Origin of the sequence: Neisseria dentiae (assembly GCF_014055005.1) — a bacterium.
Lineage (GTDB): Bacteria > Pseudomonadota > Gammaproteobacteria > Burkholderiales > Neisseriaceae > Neisseria > Neisseria dentiae.
Genome location: NZ_CP059570.1, coordinates 2,267,305 through 2,284,351 on the forward strand (window position 1 = coordinate 2,267,305; position 17,047 = coordinate 2,284,351).

Genomic DNA, 17,047 nt, shown 5'->3' on the forward strand with positions numbered 1-17,047 from the left:
AAAAAATCAAACCCTTTTTCATATTACTATCAAGGATCAGGATGCCTATGCCCACACTCACCGCCTACATCAACGGCGCCTACGCCGCCGAAAACCCCGCCGCCGAAACCTTTGCCGATACCAACCCTGCCAACGGCGAAACCCTTGCCCTCGTTCAGCAGAGCACGGCCGAAGAAATCGAAGCGGCGGTGTCCTCTGCCGCGGCCGGGCAGAAAATTTGGGCGGCGATGACGGCGGCGGAACGCAGCCGTATTTTGTTAAACGCCGTAGCCATTCTGCGCGAACGCAATGACGAATTGGCGCGCATCGAAACGCTCGACACCGGCAAACCCTTGAGCGAAACCCGGTATGTGGACATCGTTACCGGCGCCGACGTCATCGAATACTACGCCGGTTTGGCGCAAGCCGTCGAAGGCCGCCAGATTCCGCTGCGCGAAAGCGCGTTTGCCTACACGCGTCAAGAGCCGTTGGGCGTGGTGGCGGGCATCGGCGCATGGAACTACCCGATTCAAATCGCCATGTGGAAAGCCGCGCCCGCACTGGCCGCAGGCAACGCGATGGTGTTCAAACCCAGCGAAATCACGCCGATGGGCGCGCTGAAACTGGCGGAAATCTTCACCGAAGCAGGCCTGCCCGACGGTGTGTTCAACGTGGTTCAAGGCGATTGGCGCGTGGGCGAAGCCTTGGGCACACACCCCGAAATCGCCAAAGTGTCGTTCACCGGCGGCGTGGCCACCGGCAAAAAAGTGATGGCGCAGGCCGCATCGTCTTCTTTGAAAGACGTAACCATGGAGCTGGGCGGCAAATCGCCGCTGATTATCTGCGAAGACGCCGATTTGGCTTTGGCGGCCGACATCGCGCTGATGGCGAATTTTTACAGCTCCGGCCAAGTGTGCACCAACGGCACGCGCGTGTTTGTGCCCGCCAAGCTGAAAGCGGATTTCGAATCCGCCGTGCTCGAACGGGTGGCGCGCATCAAAATCGGCAACCCGCTCGACGAAAACGTGAATTTCGGCCCGCTCGCCGGCTTTGCCCATATGGAAAAAGTGCTCGCCTACATCGAACAAGGCAAACGCGAAGGCGCGCGCCTGATTGCGGGCGGCGGCCGTTTGCAAGAAAACGGCCTGGCAAACGGCGCCTATGTCGCCCCCACCGTGTTTACCGACTGCACCGACGAAATGACCATCTGCCGCGAAGAAATCTTCGGCCCGGTGATGAGCATTCTGGCCTACACCACCGAAGAAGAAGTGGTGGTGCGTGCGAATAACACCGGCTACGGGCTGGCCGCCGGCGTGGTGTCGCCCGATCTCAAACGCGCCCACCGCATCATCGGCAAATTGCAGGCCGGCATCTGCTGGATCAACGCCTGGGGCGAATCGCCCGCGCAAATGCCGGTGGGCGGTTACAAACAATCCGGCATCGGCCGCGAAAACGGCGTGCAGACCCTGATGCACTACACGCAAACCAAATCGGTGCTGGTGGAATTGGGGGATTACCAATCGGTGTTTTAAGGCCGTCTGAAAAGTAGCCTGAAACACCGAAAGGCCGTCTGAAAACAGCAAAGGATAATCCATGACCAAATCATTAAAACCCGCCTACGACTACATCATCATCGGCGCGGGCAGCGCGGGCAATGTGCTGGCGGCACGCTTAACCGAAGACGAAAACGTGTCCGTGCTGCTCTTGGAAGCCGGCCTGCCCGACTACCGCCTCGACTTCCGCACCCAAATGCCCGCCGCGCTGGCGATGCCGCTGCAAGGCACCACCTACAACTGGGGCTATAAAACCGACCCCGAGCCGTTTATGAACAACCGCATCATGGATTGCGGGCGCGGCAAAGGTTTGGGCGGCTCGTCGCTGATTAACGGCATGTGCTATATCCGCGGCAACGCGCTCGATTTCGACCATTGGGCGCAAAAGCCCGGCCTGGCCGATTGGTCATATTCCGACTGCCTGCCTTATTTCAAAAAGGCCGAACACCGCGACGCAGGCGAAAACGCCTATCACGGCGGCAGCGGGCCGATACACGTTACCACCGCCAAAGCAGGCGTGAATCCCTTGTTTGAAGCCATGATTCAGGCAGGCGCGGATGCCGGCTACCCGCGTACCGACGATTTGAACGGCTACCAACAGGAAGGCTTCGGCCCGATGGACCGCTTCGTTACCCCCAACGGCCGCCGCGCCTCCACCGCCCGCGGTTATCTCGATATGGCGCGCCACCGCGAACGGCTCACCATTCTCACCGGCGCATTAACCGATGTGGTTTTGTTCGACGGCAAACGCGCACGCGGCGTGCGCTTCGAACACCAAGGCCGTCTGAAAACGGTTGAAGCGCAGCGCGAAGTGATTGTGTGCGCCGGCGCGATTGCCTCGCCGCAGATTCTGCAACGCAGCGGCATCGGCCCCGGCGCATGGCTCAAAGAAGCGGGCGTGGCCGAAGTGCTCGATTTGCCCGGCGTGGGCAACAACCTGCAAGACCATCTCGAGCTTTACATGCAATACGAATGCAAAGAGCCGGTTTCCATCGCCCCCGCAACCAACTGGTGGAACAAGCCCGCCATCGGCGCCGAATGGCTGTTTTGCGGCACCGGCCTGGGCGCTACCAACCACTTTGAAGGCGGCGGCTTTATCCGCAGCCACGAAAAATTCGCCTGGCCGAATATCCAATACCACTTTCTACCCATCGCCGTGCGCTACGACGGCCGCAACGCCAGCAAAGCCCACAGCTTTCAGGCGCACGTCGGCTCGATGCGTTCGCCCAGCCGCGGCCGCGTGAAACTCAAATCGGCCAATCCCGCCGAACACCCGAGCATACTCTTCAACTACATGAGCCACGAGCAGGATTGGGAAGAATTCCGTGCCGCCATCCGCATCACCCGCGAAATCATGAACCAGCCCGCGCTCGACCGCTATCGCGGCGCGGCGATCACGCCGTCTGAAAACCTGCAAAGCGACGCCGAGTTAGACGAATATGTGCGCAACCACGCCGAAACCGCCTACCACCCTTCCTGCACCTGCGCGATGGGCGAAGGCAGCGACGCGGTAACCGACGGCGAAGGCCGCGTGCACGGCATAACCGGCTTGCGCGTGGTCGATGCCTCGATTATGCCCGACATCATCACCGGCAACCTCAACGCCACCACCATTATGCTGGCCGAGAAAATCGCCGACAAAATCCGCGGCCGCACCCCGCTGCCCAAGTCCGACGCACCTTATTACGTTGCCAACGGCGCACCGGTGCGCGGCGAGCCGAAACGCAGCGCGTGAATTAAGCAGGCTGAAATTTTGGCGGACTATGCCGCCTGCCTGCCGATACACCTGCCAAAGCTACCGTCATACTCGGGCTTGACCCGAGTATCTGTTATCCCTTTAAAACGACAAGATGCTCGGGTCAAGCCCGAGCATGACGCAAGTGTTTAAGGCATCGAAAAGAATTTTGCAAAGGTCTCAGGCCGAGACCTTTTCCAACACGCTAAGGCCGAAGCTGGTTAATGACATCTGCACTACCCGTAACAACCAGTGCGATCAAGCCGACAATCAGAAACATCAAAACAGGCAGAATAAGAATATAGCCTAAAACCAACCCGGCAACCGCCATGCCGTCCCCAGCCTGACCGCGCCTACTGATTTGGCGGCGGGCGATATGGCCGGCAACCACTGCTATAAGCTGGCCGAAGCCGAACAAAACGAACGTCCAGCCTAAAATCGCAAAAACCAAACTAACTATCGCCCAACCGTTAGTGCTGTTCGCATAACCGGCAGATTTATTATTGCCGGCCATGGGGTGATTTTCAGACACCGTGTGCCTCCCATTCAAGTGGTTTTGCAGCGGTTTAATCTTTTCAGACGGCATCTGCCGGCTGAAACTTCATCGCCGCCGCTGTATATCGGGGTTAAGACTGCCAAGTCGGCCAATAGTTCAAACAGTGAAAGTTACAGAAAGCCACAGAAAAATGGGCGTGTAAAACCAACTCAGGCCGTCTGAAAAGTTTTCAGACGGCCTGATATTTCATAATCATGCAAACGGTTCGCCACACCGCTCAATCCGGTATATGCAGCCCGCCCCCGCTTTCTTTTCGCGGAAATAATCACGCATCGAACCGCTGCTGCGGCCGGCCGGCGCATCCTGCTCGAATTTCCACACCGCATTGGTTCCGCCCCCGCCTATCGGGTGAGAACCGCTCAAGCCGATATAGCTGCCGAAATCGCTTACCGAAGTGCGGCTGTGGCGCTCGCCGCCGATTTTGGTTTGCGACACTTCCACGCCGCTGCGGATATTGCCGTAAAGCCGCACTTCCGCCGCCGCCACCGCCGGCAGCAGCGATGCCAGCAGCCAAACTGTTGTTCTGTTCATGATTGCACCGTTATTGGGTTACCGAATGCAAAAAGTGTAACAGATATGCGGTAAATAAATCATAATGAAAGCAAAGATTCAGGCCGTATCAAGGCCGTCTGAAACAGGAGAACCCCATGCACACCCTACGCGCCGCCGCCGTTCAAATGGTATCCGGCACCCGTCCCGAAGAAAACATCCGCACCATGCAGCGCCTGGTGGAAAAAGCCGCCGCCGCCGGAGCCGCTTGGGTTTTGCTGCCCGAATACTGGCCGCTGATGGGCGTTAGCGACACCGACAAACTGGCCGTTGCCGAGCCTTTGGGCAGCGGGGCTTTTCAGACGGCCTTAAGCGAAACCGCCAAACAAAACGGCGTGGTGCTCTTCGGCGGCACGGTTCCGCTGCAAAGTCCCGATAAAAGCAAGGTGCTCAACACCATGCAGGTTTACGGCCGCAACGGCGAATGTATCGGCGCTTACAACAAAATACACCTCTTCGGCTATTCGGGCTTGGGCGAGCGCTACGCCGAGGCCGACACCATCTTGGCGGGCGCAAGCGTGCCGCATTTCAGTGCCGACGGCATCAATGTGGCCGCCGGCGTGTGTTACGATTTGCGCTTTCCCGAATTTTTCCGCGCCCAACTGCCGTTCGACGTGATGATGCTGCCCGCCGCCTTCACCTACACCACCGGCAAAGCGCATTGGGAGCTGCTGCTGCGCACCCGCGCCGTTGAAAACCAATGTTATGTGGTTGCCTCGGCACAGGGCGGCACGCACGAAAGCGGGCGGCGCACCTTCGGCCACAGTATGATTATCGACCCGTGGGGCGAGATTCTCGACGTTTTGCCCGAAGGCGAAGGCATAGTGATGGCAGAACTCGATGCCGCCCGCCTGCAAAGCGTGCGCACGCGCCTGCCTGCGTTGGCGCGCCGTTGTTTGTAAAGGCGGAGACTCGATCCAAGAGCGGTACAGAAACTTTAAACTGCCCGAAACCTTTGCAAAAAACCGGCTAAAAAACAAAGGCCGTCTGAAAAATATATTCAGACGGCCTTTGCTTTCGCAAAATGCTTGGCAAATGAATCAAACCACTTCCAACACAAAATAGGCTTTCAGCTTGTTGTATAAATCGTCGGTTACATTGATGCAGCCGTTGGTCATCACACGGTCTTTCACGCGGGAAGACGCGATGCGTTCCATGCGCCGCTCTTCGGGCTTTAACGTCCACACGCGGTGGATGGCAAACATAAAGTCGCCGTCGTCTTTAAACTTCATCACATCGCCGCCGTAGCCGCGCTGGGTGGTTTTCACGATATTCAGGTCAAACGTGCCCTTCGGCGTGGTTTTGCCGATTAAAACGGGATAACAGCGGTTGTTTTCGAGGCACAGCTCGGCGCGGTCGGTATAAACCACCGCTTTGCGTTTCTTCAAATGCTGAATGCTGCCGGCCTGAACAGCGAAGCTCAGGCCGAGCAGCATGGCAATGACTGCAAGTTTTTTCATCACAGTTTCTGCTTGTTATGCCAATGTGCGCTTGCTTATTGGCGGATGCGTTGCGGAGAAGTTTGCACTTCGCGGACAATCACTTCGCGAACGGGTTCTTTCTCTTTCGGGCCGCAGCCTTCGGGCAGCCAGAAGAAGCTTTGCGCGTTCATTTTCTTGTCGAACAAGATTTTGTATTGGCAGGTTTTGTGTTCGCCGTTTTCACGGTAGTTGAACAGGTAGTCCCACTCGCGCACGAAGTATTGGCCTTCGTTGAAGTGCGGGCGGCCGATCAGGTTGTAGATCTGGTCTTTGTTCATACCCGCTTCGATTTGGCGCACGTTGTCCCAGTTGGGCCAAGAACCGTGCTGGCTGCCGCTGTGGCGGAAGGTGGTTTTTTCGGGGTTCGGCCATACGGGGCTGTCGGTGGTGCCTTCTTTGCTTACTTTGCTCAAGTTACCGCAGGCGGCCAGAGCAAGGGCGGCGGCTACGGGTAAAATCAATGCAGACAGTTTCATTATGATTTCCTTTCAATCATGTAATCTTTGAGAAAGGCCGCCGTTTTCAGACGGCCTTTGCCGTTATTACCACTGGTAACCCAAGCTTGCGCCCCAGTTCACATCTTTGCGGGTGTTCACGCCCACGCCGAATTTGGTTGACCATTTGTTGTTGTCGGAGTTGTGCGCGTAACCCACGGCCAAAGCCTGTTGGTTGCGGTAACCGCCCACAGCGGCAGACACCAGGCTCTTGCCCGCTTCGTTCGGGCGTTGCAAAAAGCCGATGGCGGTGGCACCGGCGATACCGGCGCGCAGGTCTTTATCCAAATCGCCAACGTGTTGGTAAACATTGTTTACGCTGTTGTTGACATTGTTGATTTGGTCGCCCAAGTTAGTGATGTTGGTGGTATTGGTGTTCACCTGTTGGGCCACGCTGTACAACTGGCTGCCGTTGATGGCATCGGTGCTGGTGGCGTTAATGCGGCCGGCGGCAACATTGCTCACCGTGCGCTCGGCACCTGAAGAACCCACGCTAACGGTACCCACCGGCGAAGTGCCTGCGAAGCCGCCGTAAGTGAGATTGCCCACGGTTGCGGAATTGGTGGAAACATAAGCGGTGGTGGTAGAGTTGGCACCCAAAGCAACGGAGTTATCCAAAGAAGCATTGGCATTGCGGCCCAAAGCAACGCTTTGTGTTCCGCTGGCTTTTGAAGCAACACCCAAAGCCGCGCTGTTCACGCCGCTGGCTTGTGAAGTCGCACCGATGGCAACAGCGTTTACAGCCGAGCTGTTTGCATTTGTGCCGAACGCAATGGCATTTTGTGCGGAAGCGTTAGAGCGCGTGCCGATTGCATTAGAATGCTGGCCGCTTGCAGTAGCCGCGCCGCCAAAGGCATTGGCATAGTTGCCGGTTGCTCTCGATTCCTGACCCAAAGCGGTGCTGGAACCGCCGCTGGCAATGGCACGGCGACCGATAGCCGTATCTGCGTTAGAAACAGCTTGAGCCAAGTTACCCAAAGCGGTAGCCGAAGTGCCGGTAGCCGAAGACAACGCACCCAACGCAACCGAGCCGTTTTGGGTGGAAGTGCTGGTTGTGCCGATAGCAATCGAACCTTGGTTGGTGGCAGTCGGGCCGTAACCGATGGCAACAGCGTAACGGCCTGTTGCACCTTGGCTGTCCTTATTATTGTTAGTAGAAGCAGGCAGAGAACCCACCGGCTTGGTTGCGGAACCAATATCAGAATCACCGACGCTGAAATATTGGACATTATTGGTTGTGCCGGCCACATAAGCCACATTGGCATACGCACCAGAAGCCATAGTCATCAAACCGGCGGCAACAGACGCAGCCAGCAGACGGGGTTTTACATTGGTTTGAACATTTTTACGGTTCATGGTTATCTCCCGATAAATAAAGAGTATCGTCCCAGCCTATATCTGACTCGGCCGCAAACAGCCGCATACCGCTTGTTTGCAGAACCGGCTTTCCGATACGGTTAAAATTACTGAAACCAGACCGTAACCAACTAAACTGCCGGGCGGCCTTATCCGTTTCTTGATTTCAATAATATAACTTAACGGCATTTGACCAAAGTAAAATTTAACAATGAAAACCTCAGTTTTTATTACCCTTTTTCTCAATACGGGATATATTTTTTACAAAAACAGTAACCAAAGATAATAATGCAATCTTTATTTCTTTACCATTTTAAATTAAATTTAAAATTAAATTTACATTAATTTAATAATTAACCAATAAAGAATACATTTTTTTATTTGTTTTATTTATAAGTCATTAAATAAAAGAAAATCGGTTGAACTTAATCTATGAAATATTCAATTTGTTTATTTATGAATATTGAATATTTTCGCTTAAAATCCGCCACTTGGCTCCGTTGAAATGAAGTTTCAAAACTGTTGCATTTTTTACACTCCTATATAGAACCGCTGTCGGATCTATGCTTTTCAGCAACGCGGTAATTGCCATTCCGTGCGAAACCAGCAGCACGTTGCCGCCCTCCGGCACGCTTTCTACCAGTTGCGCCATTCCTTTTTGCAAACGGCCGACAAACTGGCGCTCGGTTTCCGCCAGCTTTAAAGGGTCGAGGGCGCTGACGCTTTCCGCCAAAATATTATGCGTGCCGTGGCGGTAGCGGTTCAGCCAGGTTTCCACATCGGCCCCGCCTTGATGGGCGGCCGCCATTTCATACACGGTTTGCGTTTTCTCGCCTTCAAAACCGCCGAAACAATATTCGCGCAATGCTTCCAATGTGGTGATTTGCAGCCCGGCCTGCCCCGCCGCCTGCAAAACCAACCGTGCGGTTTCCAGCGCGCGCGGGCTGCTGCTGGCAAATGCGGCGTCAAACACCGCCTCGCGCCGCAAACTGTTGCCCAACACCAGCGCCGCCTCCCGGCCTTCCGGCATCAGCGGCGAATCGCTCCAACCTTGCAAACGGCCCACCGCATTGAATACGGTTTTGCCGTGGCGCACCAAATAAAGCGTGATTTCCATGTTTTTCCTTAAATTTTCTTTTCAGACGGCCCGCGGCGCTGCACAGACCCCAGCTTTTGTAATTTTAATACAAAGCCTGCCGGCGCAACGGCGGCGATTGCGTCCGATGCTTTGGCCGACACCGCTATTTCCGTTGTGTTTGCGCTATCTCAAACTCCTGCCCGATACTGCCCGAAATAAAACCGTTCAGGTAAAATAACCATTGGTTAACGTTTGCATACTTTTTATCACTATATAAGCGGCTTATTCATTATGTATTCTTTTCTGCGCCCCTTTTTATTCAAAACCGATCCTGAAAAAGCACACCACTTCACTTTGGCCGCTTTGGGCACCGCCTACCGGCTCGGCCTGCTGCCCAAGGTAAACAACCAAACCCGCCCTACCCGCCTGATGGGCCTGGATTTGCCCAACCCCGTGGGACTGGCTGCGGGCATGGATAAAAACGGGGAATATATCGACGCGCTGGCCACGCTGGGCTTCGGTTTTATCGAAGTGGGCACGGTAACGCCGCGCCCGCAAAGCGGCAACCCGCAGCCGCGCCTGTTCCGCCTGCCGGAACACGAAGCCGTTATCAACCGCATGGGGTTCAACAACCACGGCATCGACGCGATGGTGAAAAACATCCAAAACAGCCGCTATAACGGCATTCTCGGCATCAATATCGGCAAAAACGCCGATACCCCCATTGAAAAAGCGGCCGACGATTATTTGATTTGTTTGGAAAAAGCATACGCTTATGCGGGTTATATCGCAGTGAATATCTCTTCGCCCAACACCAAAAACCTGCGCGATTTGCAGGGCGGCGATGAGTTGAGCCGGCTGCTTTACACCTTGAAAAACAAACAGTCGCGCCTGGCTGCCGTGCATAACCGTTATGTGCCGCTGGCGGTGAAAATCGCCCCCGATTTAAGCGAAGCACAAATCGCCGATATTGCCCATATCGCCGAGCAAACCGAAATCGACGGCATCATCGCCACCAACACCACCATCGATAAAACCGCCCTCGGCAGCCATGCGCTGGCCGACGAACAAGGCGGCTTGAGCGGCCGGCCCGTGCGTGAAAAAAGCAATCTGGTGCTCTTGCAATTGGTGCGGCATCTCGACGGCAAACTGCCGGCTATCGGCGTGGGCGGAATTCTCAGCGGGGAAGATGCGGCGGAAAAAATGCACTTGGGCGCCGCCGCCGTGCAGCTTTACAGCGGCATGGTTTTCCGCGGCCCGGATTTGGTGCGCGATTGTTTGAAGGCTTGCGTTTAAGGCAATCGGATTACCGCTTGAGCATCGGGTTTTAAGAAACAATCAAGAAAGATACTCGGGCTTGGCCCGGGTATGACGCAGAGCTTTAAAATACTAGCGTGCCTGCAAAGGCCTCAGACAGAGGCCTTTGCGAAATCCGTTTAGGCCGTCTGAAAAATAAAAAAGAGCAGCGTTGCGTTTCTGCTCTTTTTTATTTTTCAGACGGCCTGATATCTTTGCAAAAAAGCCGTTTTAATCCTGAATGTATGATATTTCGTCATACCCGTGCTCAACGGGTATCTGTTATTTCTTTTGAAACAAAAAGATGCTCGGGTCAAGCCCGAGCATGACGCAAGTGTTTTAAGGTGTCGGAAAGAATTTTGCAAAGGTTCCGGCCTCAACCCTTATTGCGCACTATCGGGTTCCCATAAGGTTAACACTCCGTTTTGTGCCTCGGGCACATTCAGGCTGCTTTCGGGCAGTCGGGCTTCGGGAGCGGCAGGCTCCGCTGCGGGCGTATATTCCTGTGCGGGCGGCGCGCCGTTTTCGTCGGTAACCAAATCGTCGATGTCGATGTCTTCATCGGCTCCCTGCGGCAGGCTGGCGCCGGTTTGGCGGGCGCGCATTTTCATAAAGATATCGCGGGTGTAGGCGTATTTGTCGATGGCCGCATCGCCCAAACTGTCGGTGAGATCCAGATACTGCTCGCGGGTGTTGACCGCGCTGAGCGCGGTGGCGCCGATACGCAAAGAATCGGTTTTGAAAATCGCGTTTTTAACCGGATAGAGATAAGTGATGGTGCCGCCGACGCTGTCGCGCACGGTGGACGGCCCCATCAGCGGGTAAACGAAATAATTGCTGTTTTTCCAGCCCCAAGAGGCGAATGTGTCGCCCAAGGTGTTTTTGTTGTTGGGCACACCGCCCGCATCGGCGATATTGATCAAGCCGCCCAAACCGAAGGTGGAGTTGATGCCCACGCGCACAAAGTCTTCGCTGGCGCGTTTGATGTCCAGCCGCAGCAGGTTGCTGCCCATGCTGACCACATCACGCAGGTTGTCGAAAAAGTTGGTTACGCCCATCCGCACGGGTTTGGGCGTAACGGCGCGGTAGCCGCGTGCCACGGGGGAGATAACGTATTTGTCGGCGGTGTCGTTTACTTTGAACATCACCCGGTTGTAACGCTCGTAGGGGTCTGCCGGATTGCGTTCGGCCCAGGCGGGCTGGGCGGCGGCAAGGCCGAGCATAATCAGGGGAATGGCGGATTTTTTCACGGGTTCACCCATTCGTTGATTTCATACAGTTCGGCCAAGGCTTCGACCGAAGCGGGAATGCCGCGCAACGCCGGCGCGGCGGGCTTGGCGCGCAGGGCGGTCAGCAGCAGCGACACACAGGCGGAATCGGCGCGGTTAACGCCCGAAAAGTCGACGGCGGCGGTTTCTTTCAGACGGCATTGCTGTTCAAAACGGCTGTAAACGGCCTGCGTAACGGTTTTCACGGTTACGTTGCCGCCCACATACAGCACGCCGTCGCGCACTTCGGATTCCATGGTTTATTTGCCGCCGTTTTTCGATTTCAGCTCAGCAATCAAACCGTCGATACCTTTGTTTTTAATGGTTTCGCCGAATTGGTTGCGGTACACCGTTACCAGGCTCGCGCCTTCGATGGCCACGTTGTAGGCACGGTATTTGCTGCCGCTTTGATAAGTGGTGAAGTCCATCACCACGGGTTTGCCGCCGGGCTGGGTAACTTCGGCGCGCACCACCACTTCTTTGCCGCCGCGGTTAACCACGGGGTTGTCTTTCACCACCACGCTGGCGTTTTTGTATTTCAGCATGGTGCCGGAGTAAGTGCGGATCAGCAGGGTTTGAAACTCTTTCGACAGCGCCTGTTTCTGCGCAGCCGTAGCGGTCCGCCACGGGTTGCCCACCGCCAGCGCGGTCATGCGTTGGAAATCGAAGTTGGGCAGGGCATAGCTTTCGGCTTTGCGGCGCACGGCGGCATCGTTGCTGCCGTTGGCTTCTTTCAAGATGTTCAACACTTGGGTAGCATTGGTGCGCACTTGGTTAACCGCTTCGGCAGGTGTGGCGAAAGCAAGGTTGATGCTCAACAGGCCGATGCCCAAAGCGCTGAATAAGGCTGATTTTTTCATGGTTGGTTTTCCTATCGGAGTTCCGTATCAATTAATCGGAATAAACAAAATCACTCGGCGGCAGGCTCAGTGCCTGCTGCGGTTTCCGAACCGCCCGAGTTTTTCTCGGCAAAACTGGTCATAAACTTGCCGATCAAGTTTTCCAGCACCATAGCCGAACCGGTTACGGTGATGGTGTCGCCGGCGGCCAGGTTTTCTTCATCGCCGCCCTGTTGCAGGCCGATATACTGTTCGCCCAGCAGGCCGGAGGTGAGAATCTGCGCCGATACGTCGGTGCTGAACTGATATTGGCTGTTCAAATCAAGGCTCACTTTGGCCTGATAGCTTTTCGGGTCGAGCCGTATGCCGCCCACGCGCCCCACCAGCACGCCGGCCGCTTTCACGGGAGCGTTCACTTTCAGGCCGCCGATGTCGGTAAAGTCGGCATACACCGTGTAGGTTTGGCCGGAGCCGCCGCCCACCGCCGCGCCGCCCGCCACGCGGAAGGCCAGAAAGCCCACGGCGGCCACGCCCAGTAAGACAAACAAGCCGACCCAAAATTCCAAAACACTCTTTTTCATGGCTTTACTCGGTAAACATCAATGCAGTTAAAATAAAATCGATGGCCAGCACGGTGAGCGCCGACGACACCACCGTGCGGGTGCTGGCGCGCAGAATCCCTTCCGACGTGGGCACGCAGTAGAAGCCTTGGTGCACGGCGATCAGCGTAACCGCCACACCGAACACGGCCGATTTAATCAAGCCGTTCACCACGTCATATTGAATGGAAATATTGCTCTGCATCTGCGACCAGAAAATGCCGCTGTCCAAACCCAGATATTGCACGCCGATCAGATAAGCGCCGTAAATGCCCGCCACGTTGAAAATCGATGCCAGCAGTGGCATCGACGCCACGCCCGCCCAAAAACGCGGCACCACCACGCGGGCAACGGGGTTCACCGCCATCACGTTCATCGCCTCGAGCTGCTCGGTGGTTTTCATCAGGCCGATTTCGCTGGTCATCGCACCGCCCGCGCTGCTGGCAAACAGAATCGCCGCCAGCACGGGGCCGAGCTCGCGCAGCAGGCTGGCGGCCACCATATAGCCGAGAATATCGGCCGATTTGAATTTGGAAAGCTGCGTATAGCCCTGCAAGCCCAGCACCATGCCCACAAACAGGCCCGACACCGCCACAATCAGCACCGAGAGCACGCCCGCAAAATACATCTGGCGCACACTCAGCCGAAAGCGCGACAAAGCCGTGCCCGATTTGGCGAGTATCTGCAAAAAAAACAGACACACGCTGCCGAGCGCGCGGATAAAGTCCAGGGTTTTCGCCCCTGTGGTTTGAATAAAATTCATGGTTTCTTTTAATGTGGGTGTTTTTCAGACGGCCTAAACCCTCTGCCTGCATTATCCAAATATTTAAAATCGTTTTTTCAGACGGCCTGCCGGGGAACCGCTGCAAAGGCCGTCTGAAAACCAGGTTGAGACCTTTGCAAAACCGCCATCTGCGGCGCATTTCTGCGTTGTGTGCTACTCGCTCGCTTGCCTAACTCCATGTTATGTCTGCGCTCGCTGCGCTGCTACGCCTTGAACTGCATCCACATCTGACGGTTTTGCAAAGGTCTCGGGCTAGCGGCCCAGCAAATCCTGCTGCAAACTGGTGGGCGCGGGGTAGCGGAACGGCACGGGGCCGTTGGGCAGGCCGCCGACAAACTGCTGCACCCACGGCGAATTCTGCCTGCGCATCTCTTCGGGCGTACCCGAAAACACAATCTCGCCGTGTGCGAGAAAAATCACCTGGTTCACAATCGAGAGCGACTGCTCGATATCGTGGGTAACCATCACGCTGGTCGAGCGCAGCGCCTTGTTGATGCGGCTGATCAAGTGGGCAATCACACCCAGCGAAATGGGGTCGAGGCCGGTAAACGGCTCGTCGTAAAGCATGATTTCCGGATCGAGCGCAATGGTGCGCGCCAACGCCACCCGCCGCGCCATACCGCCCGACAATTCGGACGGCATCAGGTTTTCCACGCCACGCAGGCCGACGGCGTTCAGTTTCAACACCACCAAATCGCGGATAACCGCTTCGGGCAGTTTGGTCAGCTCGCGCATGGGGAACGCCACGTTGTCGAACACCGACAAATCGGTAAACAGCGCACCGTGCTGGAACAGCACGCCCATGCGGCGGCGGTGTTCGTAAAGCTCGCCCGCACTCAGGCGCGCCAAATCGCGCCCCTCCACCAACACCTGCCCCTGCTGCGGGCGGATTTGGCCGGTTATCAGGCGCATCAGCGTGGTTTTGCCGCTGCCCGAGCCGCCCATAATGGCCGCAAAATTACCTTGTTCGATGGTGAAATTGATGTTTTGGAGAATCGGACGCTCGCCGTAGGCAAACGCCACGTTTTTCATTTCGATAAAGGGAGGAAGGCTCATGCGCGTGGGGGAGATTGAAATGTTGGCATTTTAATAACTTAGACCGCCACGGGCAATTTTTCAGACGGCCTTTCCGTGCAAAAAATACACGAATGTATGTAAATTACTGAAATTATTCTACTTCACAACCCTGCCAAAACCATAAAAAATACAACAAAATAGCCAAGCAGCCGACAAAAGGCGTAATAATCCTACAAGCGGCATCCGCATCCTGCCCCACCGGAAACGTTTCAGGCTGTCTGAACAACCGCATTTCAGACGGCCTGAGACCTTTGCAAAATTCTTTTCGATACCTTAAAACACTTGCGTCATGCTCGGGCTTGACCCGAGCATCTTTTTGTTTCAAAAGAAATAACAGATACCCGGGTCAAGCCCGGGTATGACGAAACATAAATAAATTCAGGGTTAAAACGTGTTTTTGCAAAGGTCTCGGCCTGAAGATTTTTGCCAACCGCTACAAACACGCCGTTTCGTTGGCCATTTGCTGTTCCCACGTTTCCCGCCGGCGGATTAGGCGGGCTTCGCCGCCGTTTACCAACACTTCTGCCGCCCTGTTGCGGGTGTTGTAGTTGCTGGCCATGCTGCTGCCGTAGGCGCCGGCGTTGGCCACCACCAGCAAATCGCCCGCTTCGCAGGCCAGCTCGCGCTGCTGGCCGAGAAAATCGCCGGTTTCGCACACGGGGCCGACCACGTCGGCGGTAAACGGTTTGATATTGCGCAGCTCGACGGCTTCGATGCGGTGATAGGCGTTGTAAAGCGCGGGGCGCATCAAATCGTTCATGGCGGCATCGACAATCACGAAATTTTTCTCTTCGCCCTGCTTCACAAACTCCACCCGCGTTAACAGCGTGCCGGCATTGCCCACCAGGCTGCGGCCGGGTTCCAGCACCAGTTTCTGCCCGCGCCCGGCCATCATGCGGGCGACGGATCGGGCATAGGCATTGAGGTCGGGCGCGCTTTCGTTGTGATACACGATGCCGATGCCGCCGCCCAAGTCGATATGTTCCAGCCCGATGCCTTCTTCGGCCAGCCGGTCAACCAGCAGCAGAATGCGTTCGCAGGCTTCGGTGAGCGGGCTTAAATCGGTGAGCTGCGAGCCGATGTGGCAGTCGATGCCGACGATTTTCAGACGGCTTAAACCCGCAGCGTAACGGTAGGCGGCCAGCGCGTCGGTGTAGGCGATGCCGAATTTGTTGGCTTTCAGGCCGGTGGAAATATAAGGGTGGGTTTTGGCATCGACATCGGGATTGATGCGCAGCGAAACCGGTGCGGTTTTACCGATGCGCCCGGCCACGGCCTGAATGCGGTCCAGCTCGGGCAGGCTTTCCACGTTGAAGCATAACACGCCTGCGTTGAGCGCAAACTCGATTTCGGCCTCGCTTTTGCCCACGCCCGAGAAAATCGTTTTGCCCGCATCGCCGCCTGCCGCCAGCACGCGCGCCAGTTCGCCGCCCGAAACGATGTCGAACCCGCTGCCGAGCGAGGCAAAGTGTTTGAGTATGCTCAGGTTTCCGTTGGCTTTCACGGCATAACACACCAGCGGCTCAAGCGCGGAAAAGGCTTCGGTGTAGGCACCGAAAGCATTGGTGAGCGCCGCTTGGCTGTATACATACAAAGGCGTGCCGAATTCTTCGGCCAGGCGGCTATAGGGGATTTGTTCGCAATGTAAGGTCATGGTTTTTTTACTTTTCGGGGGCGGCGGGTTCTTTACGGGGCAGCTCGAGGCCGGTTTGAATCACGCCGAAGCGGGCGTCGTCGCCTTCTTTGGGCAGGTATAAATCGCCTTTATAGCCGCAACCGGCCAGCAGCACGGCGGCGGCGGCAAACAACAGGGTGGGTTTCATCATTATCTTTCGTTTGGCACGTTAATGTGGCAAGATTCGGTATCTTAAACAAAAATGCTTTAACGCACAAAGCCATCATGACCGAAAGTGAATTTTTGCAGCACTCCGATGCTTTATTCGCCCACATCGAAGACCAAATCGATGAAGGCGGCTGGGATTTCGACTGCCAGCTGAGCGGCAACGTGCTCACCATCGAAGCGGACGACGGCACGCAGATTATCGTTAACCGCCACACGCCCAACCAAGAATTATGGATTGCCGCCAAAAGCGGCGGCTACCACTTTGCCGAAAACAACGGCCGCTGGCTCGCCACCCGCGACGGCAGCGAGTTTTTCGCCGTGCTCAATCAGGCATTAAGCGCGGCGGCGGGCGAAGAAGTGCGGGTTGAAGCGTTCGGTTAGCGCCCGTTTTTTGATTCTATGAATGTTTGAGGCCGTCTGAAAAGCTTTCAGACGGCCTCAAACATAAGGAAAAATGAACCTGCATAGCTACCTACAGCTATTTGGAGCCGTTTGAATATTTTCGGCTGATAAAAAGGTGGGCGGTATAAAGCAGATCGGCAATATATGCCGTTGAAAGA

Annotated in this window: 19 protein-coding genes and 1 pseudogene; 6 read left to right on the forward strand and 14 right to left on the reverse strand. The window is 55.8% G+C overall.

The window, feature by feature from the left end; genetic code table 11:
• The first annotated feature begins 47 nt into the window (after positions 1 to 47).
• Positions 48 to 1,511, forward strand: coding sequence for a betaine-aldehyde dehydrogenase (betB, locus tag H3L92_RS10575; RefSeq protein WP_085366948.1), 1,464 nt, complete (start codon positions 48 to 50; stop codon positions 1,509 to 1,511).
• A gap of 61 nt (positions 1,512 to 1,572) precedes the next feature.
• Positions 1,573 to 3,267, forward strand: a complete 1,695-nt coding sequence (betA, locus tag H3L92_RS10580; RefSeq protein WP_085366949.1) for a choline dehydrogenase — start codon at positions 1,573 to 1,575, stop codon at positions 3,265 to 3,267.
• A gap of 205 nt (positions 3,268 to 3,472) precedes the next feature.
• Here the strand turns inward: betA and H3L92_RS10585 are convergent, their stop codons facing one another.
• Complete coding sequence (locus H3L92_RS10585) at positions 3,473 to 3,799, reverse strand: DUF4190 domain-containing protein (RefSeq protein ID WP_211276430.1); 327 nt, start codon at positions 3,797 to 3,799, stop codon at positions 3,473 to 3,475.
• A gap of 216 nt (positions 3,800 to 4,015) precedes the next feature.
• Entirely contained in the window at positions 4,016 to 4,354 is a 339-nt protein-coding gene (locus tag H3L92_RS10590; protein WP_085366950.1) for a porin, read from the reverse strand.
• Between the two features lie 116 nt (positions 4,355 to 4,470).
• Between H3L92_RS10590 and H3L92_RS10595 the strand changes: the two genes are divergently transcribed.
• Positions 4,471 to 5,274, forward strand: a complete 804-nt coding sequence (locus tag H3L92_RS10595) for a carbon-nitrogen hydrolase family protein (RefSeq protein ID WP_085366951.1) — start codon at positions 4,471 to 4,473, stop codon at positions 5,272 to 5,274.
• Positions 5,275 to 5,412: 138 nt separating this feature from the next.
• Here the strand turns inward: H3L92_RS10595 and H3L92_RS10600 are convergent, their stop codons facing one another.
• From H3L92_RS10600 to H3L92_RS10615, 4 genes are all read right to left on the reverse strand, one after another.
• Positions 5,413 to 5,832, reverse strand: a complete 420-nt coding sequence (locus H3L92_RS10600) for a L,D-transpeptidase (RefSeq protein WP_085366952.1) — start codon at positions 5,830 to 5,832, stop codon at positions 5,413 to 5,415.
• Between the two features lie 35 nt (positions 5,833 to 5,867).
• Positions 5,868 to 6,329 (reverse strand): outer membrane protein assembly factor BamE, encoded by a 462-nt coding sequence (locus tag H3L92_RS10605; protein WP_085366953.1) that lies wholly within the window; start codon positions 6,327 to 6,329, stop codon positions 5,868 to 5,870.
• 66 nt (positions 6,330 to 6,395) lie between these two features.
• On the reverse strand, positions 6,396 to 7,703 hold the full coding sequence (locus tag H3L92_RS10610) for a YadA family autotransporter adhesin (RefSeq protein ID WP_085366954.1): 1,308 nt from the start codon (positions 7,701 to 7,703) through the stop codon (positions 6,396 to 6,398).
• Positions 7,704 to 8,157: 454 nt separating this feature from the next.
• Positions 8,158 to 8,820, reverse strand: a complete 663-nt coding sequence (locus tag H3L92_RS10615; protein WP_085366955.1) for a histidine phosphatase family protein — start codon at positions 8,818 to 8,820, stop codon at positions 8,158 to 8,160.
• A 252-nt stretch (positions 8,821 to 9,072) separates the two neighbouring features.
• Here H3L92_RS10615 and H3L92_RS10620 point away from each other — a divergent pair, with 252 nt between their 5' ends.
• Positions 9,073 to 10,077, forward strand: coding sequence for a quinone-dependent dihydroorotate dehydrogenase (locus H3L92_RS10620; protein ID WP_085366956.1), 1,005 nt, complete (start codon positions 9,073 to 9,075; stop codon positions 10,075 to 10,077).
• A 383-nt stretch (positions 10,078 to 10,460) separates the two neighbouring features.
• On the opposite strand, the gene H3L92_RS10625 is transcribed toward H3L92_RS10620, so the two are convergent.
• Genes H3L92_RS10625 through mlaE form a run of 5 tightly spaced genes read right to left on the reverse strand, consistent with a single transcriptional unit; the run spans position 10,461 to position 13,546 of the window.
• Positions 10,461 to 11,300, reverse strand: a complete 840-nt coding sequence (locus tag H3L92_RS10625) for an MlaA family lipoprotein (RefSeq protein ID WP_372338530.1) — start codon at positions 11,298 to 11,300, stop codon at positions 10,461 to 10,463.
• Positions 11,301 to 11,323: 23 nt separating this feature from the next.
• A complete protein-coding gene (locus H3L92_RS10630; RefSeq protein ID WP_085366957.1) occupies positions 11,324 to 11,602 on the reverse strand; it encodes an STAS domain-containing protein in 279 nt (92 codons plus the stop codon).
• A gap of 3 nt (positions 11,603 to 11,605) precedes the next feature.
• Positions 11,606 to 12,205 (reverse strand): MlaC/ttg2D family ABC transporter substrate-binding protein, encoded by a 600-nt coding sequence (locus H3L92_RS10635; RefSeq protein WP_085366958.1) that lies wholly within the window; start codon positions 12,203 to 12,205, stop codon positions 11,606 to 11,608.
• A 50-nt stretch (positions 12,206 to 12,255) separates the two neighbouring features.
• Positions 12,256 to 12,765 carry an outer membrane lipid asymmetry maintenance protein MlaD gene (mlaD, locus tag H3L92_RS10640; protein WP_085366959.1) on the reverse strand — a complete coding sequence of 170 codons (510 nt, stop codon included), beginning with the start codon at positions 12,763 to 12,765 and terminating at the stop codon, positions 12,256 to 12,258.
• Positions 12,766 to 12,769: 4 nt separating this feature from the next.
• Entirely contained in the window at positions 12,770 to 13,546 is a 777-nt protein-coding gene (mlaE, locus tag H3L92_RS10645; RefSeq protein ID WP_085366960.1) for a lipid asymmetry maintenance ABC transporter permease subunit MlaE, read from the reverse strand.
• A gap of 134 nt (positions 13,547 to 13,680) precedes the next feature.
• Between mlaE and H3L92_RS13430 the strand changes: the two are divergent.
• Positions 13,681 to 13,824 (forward strand): annotated as a pseudogene (locus tag H3L92_RS13430) (lipoprotein signal peptidase); the annotation flags it as partial.
• Here the strand turns inward: H3L92_RS13430 and H3L92_RS10650 are convergent.
• From H3L92_RS10650 to lptM, 3 genes are all read right to left on the reverse strand, one after another.
• Positions 13,820 to 14,623: an ABC transporter ATP-binding protein gene (locus tag H3L92_RS10650; protein WP_085366687.1), complete on the reverse strand. Its 804-nt coding sequence runs from the start codon at positions 14,621 to 14,623 to the stop codon at positions 13,820 to 13,822. The pseudogene H3L92_RS13430 and the gene H3L92_RS10650 overlap by 5 nt on opposite strands.
• Positions 14,624 to 15,077: 454 nt before the next feature.
• On the reverse strand, positions 15,078 to 16,298 hold the full coding sequence (gene lysA / locus H3L92_RS10655) for a diaminopimelate decarboxylase (protein ID WP_085366686.1): 1,221 nt from the start codon (positions 16,296 to 16,298) through the stop codon (positions 15,078 to 15,080).
• A 7-nt stretch (positions 16,299 to 16,305) separates the two neighbouring features.
• Positions 16,306 to 16,467 (reverse strand): LPS translocon maturation chaperone LptM, encoded by a 162-nt coding sequence (lptM, locus tag H3L92_RS10660; protein WP_085366689.1) that lies wholly within the window; start codon positions 16,465 to 16,467, stop codon positions 16,306 to 16,308.
• Positions 16,468 to 16,541: 74 nt separating this feature from the next.
• Here lptM and cyaY point away from each other — a divergent pair, with 74 nt between their 5' ends.
• Complete coding sequence (gene cyaY / locus H3L92_RS10665) at positions 16,542 to 16,868, forward strand: iron donor protein CyaY (RefSeq protein WP_085366688.1); 327 nt, start codon at positions 16,542 to 16,544, stop codon at positions 16,866 to 16,868.
• Positions 16,869 to 17,047: the final 179 nt, after the last annotated feature.

Coding starts and splice junctions, on each gene's coding strand:
- betB (WP_085366948.1), top strand. CDS start 48: ATGCCCACACTCACCGCCTACATCAACGGCGCCTACGCCGCCGAAAAC.
- betA (WP_085366949.1), top strand. CDS start 1,573: ATGACCAAATCATTAAAACCCGCCTACGACTACATCATCATCGGCGCG.
- H3L92_RS10590 (WP_085366950.1), bottom strand. CDS start 4,354: ATGAACAGAACAACAGTTTGGCTGCTGGCATCGCTGCTGCCGGCGGTG.
- H3L92_RS10595 (WP_085366951.1), top strand. CDS start 4,471: ATGCACACCCTACGCGCCGCCGCCGTTCAAATGGTATCCGGCACCCGT.
- H3L92_RS10600 (WP_085366952.1), bottom strand. CDS start 5,832: ATGAAAAAACTTGCAGTCATTGCCATGCTGCTCGGCCTGAGCTTCGCT.
- H3L92_RS10605 (WP_085366953.1), bottom strand. CDS start 6,329: ATGAAACTGTCTGCATTGATTTTACCCGTAGCCGCCGCCCTTGCTCTG.
- H3L92_RS10610 (WP_085366954.1), bottom strand. CDS start 7,703: ATGAACCGTAAAAATGTTCAAACCAATGTAAAACCCCGTCTGCTGGCT.
- H3L92_RS10615 (WP_085366955.1), bottom strand. CDS start 8,820: ATGGAAATCACGCTTTATTTGGTGCGCCACGGCAAAACCGTATTCAAT.
- H3L92_RS10620 (WP_085366956.1), top strand. CDS start 9,073: ATGTATTCTTTTCTGCGCCCCTTTTTATTCAAAACCGATCCTGAAAAA.
- H3L92_RS10625 (WP_372338530.1), bottom strand. CDS start 11,300: ATGCTCGGCCTTGCCGCCGCCCAGCCCGCCTGGGCCGAACGCAATCCG.
- H3L92_RS10630 (WP_085366957.1), bottom strand. CDS start 11,602: ATGGAATCCGAAGTGCGCGACGGCGTGCTGTATGTGGGCGGCAACGTA.
- H3L92_RS10635 (WP_085366958.1), bottom strand. CDS start 12,205: ATGAAAAAATCAGCCTTATTCAGCGCTTTGGGCATCGGCCTGTTGAGC.
- mlaD (WP_085366959.1), bottom strand. CDS start 12,765: ATGAAAAAGAGTGTTTTGGAATTTTGGGTCGGCTTGTTTGTCTTACTG.
- mlaE (WP_085366960.1), bottom strand. CDS start 13,546: ATGAATTTTATTCAAACCACAGGGGCGAAAACCCTGGACTTTATCCGC.
- H3L92_RS10650 (WP_085366687.1), bottom strand. CDS start 14,623: ATGAGCCTTCCTCCCTTTATCGAAATGAAAAACGTGGCGTTTGCCTAC.
- lysA (WP_085366686.1), bottom strand. CDS start 16,298: ATGACCTTACATTGCGAACAAATCCCCTATAGCCGCCTGGCCGAAGAA.
- lptM (WP_085366689.1), bottom strand. CDS start 16,467: ATGAAACCCACCCTGTTGTTTGCCGCCGCCGCCGTGCTGCTGGCCGGT.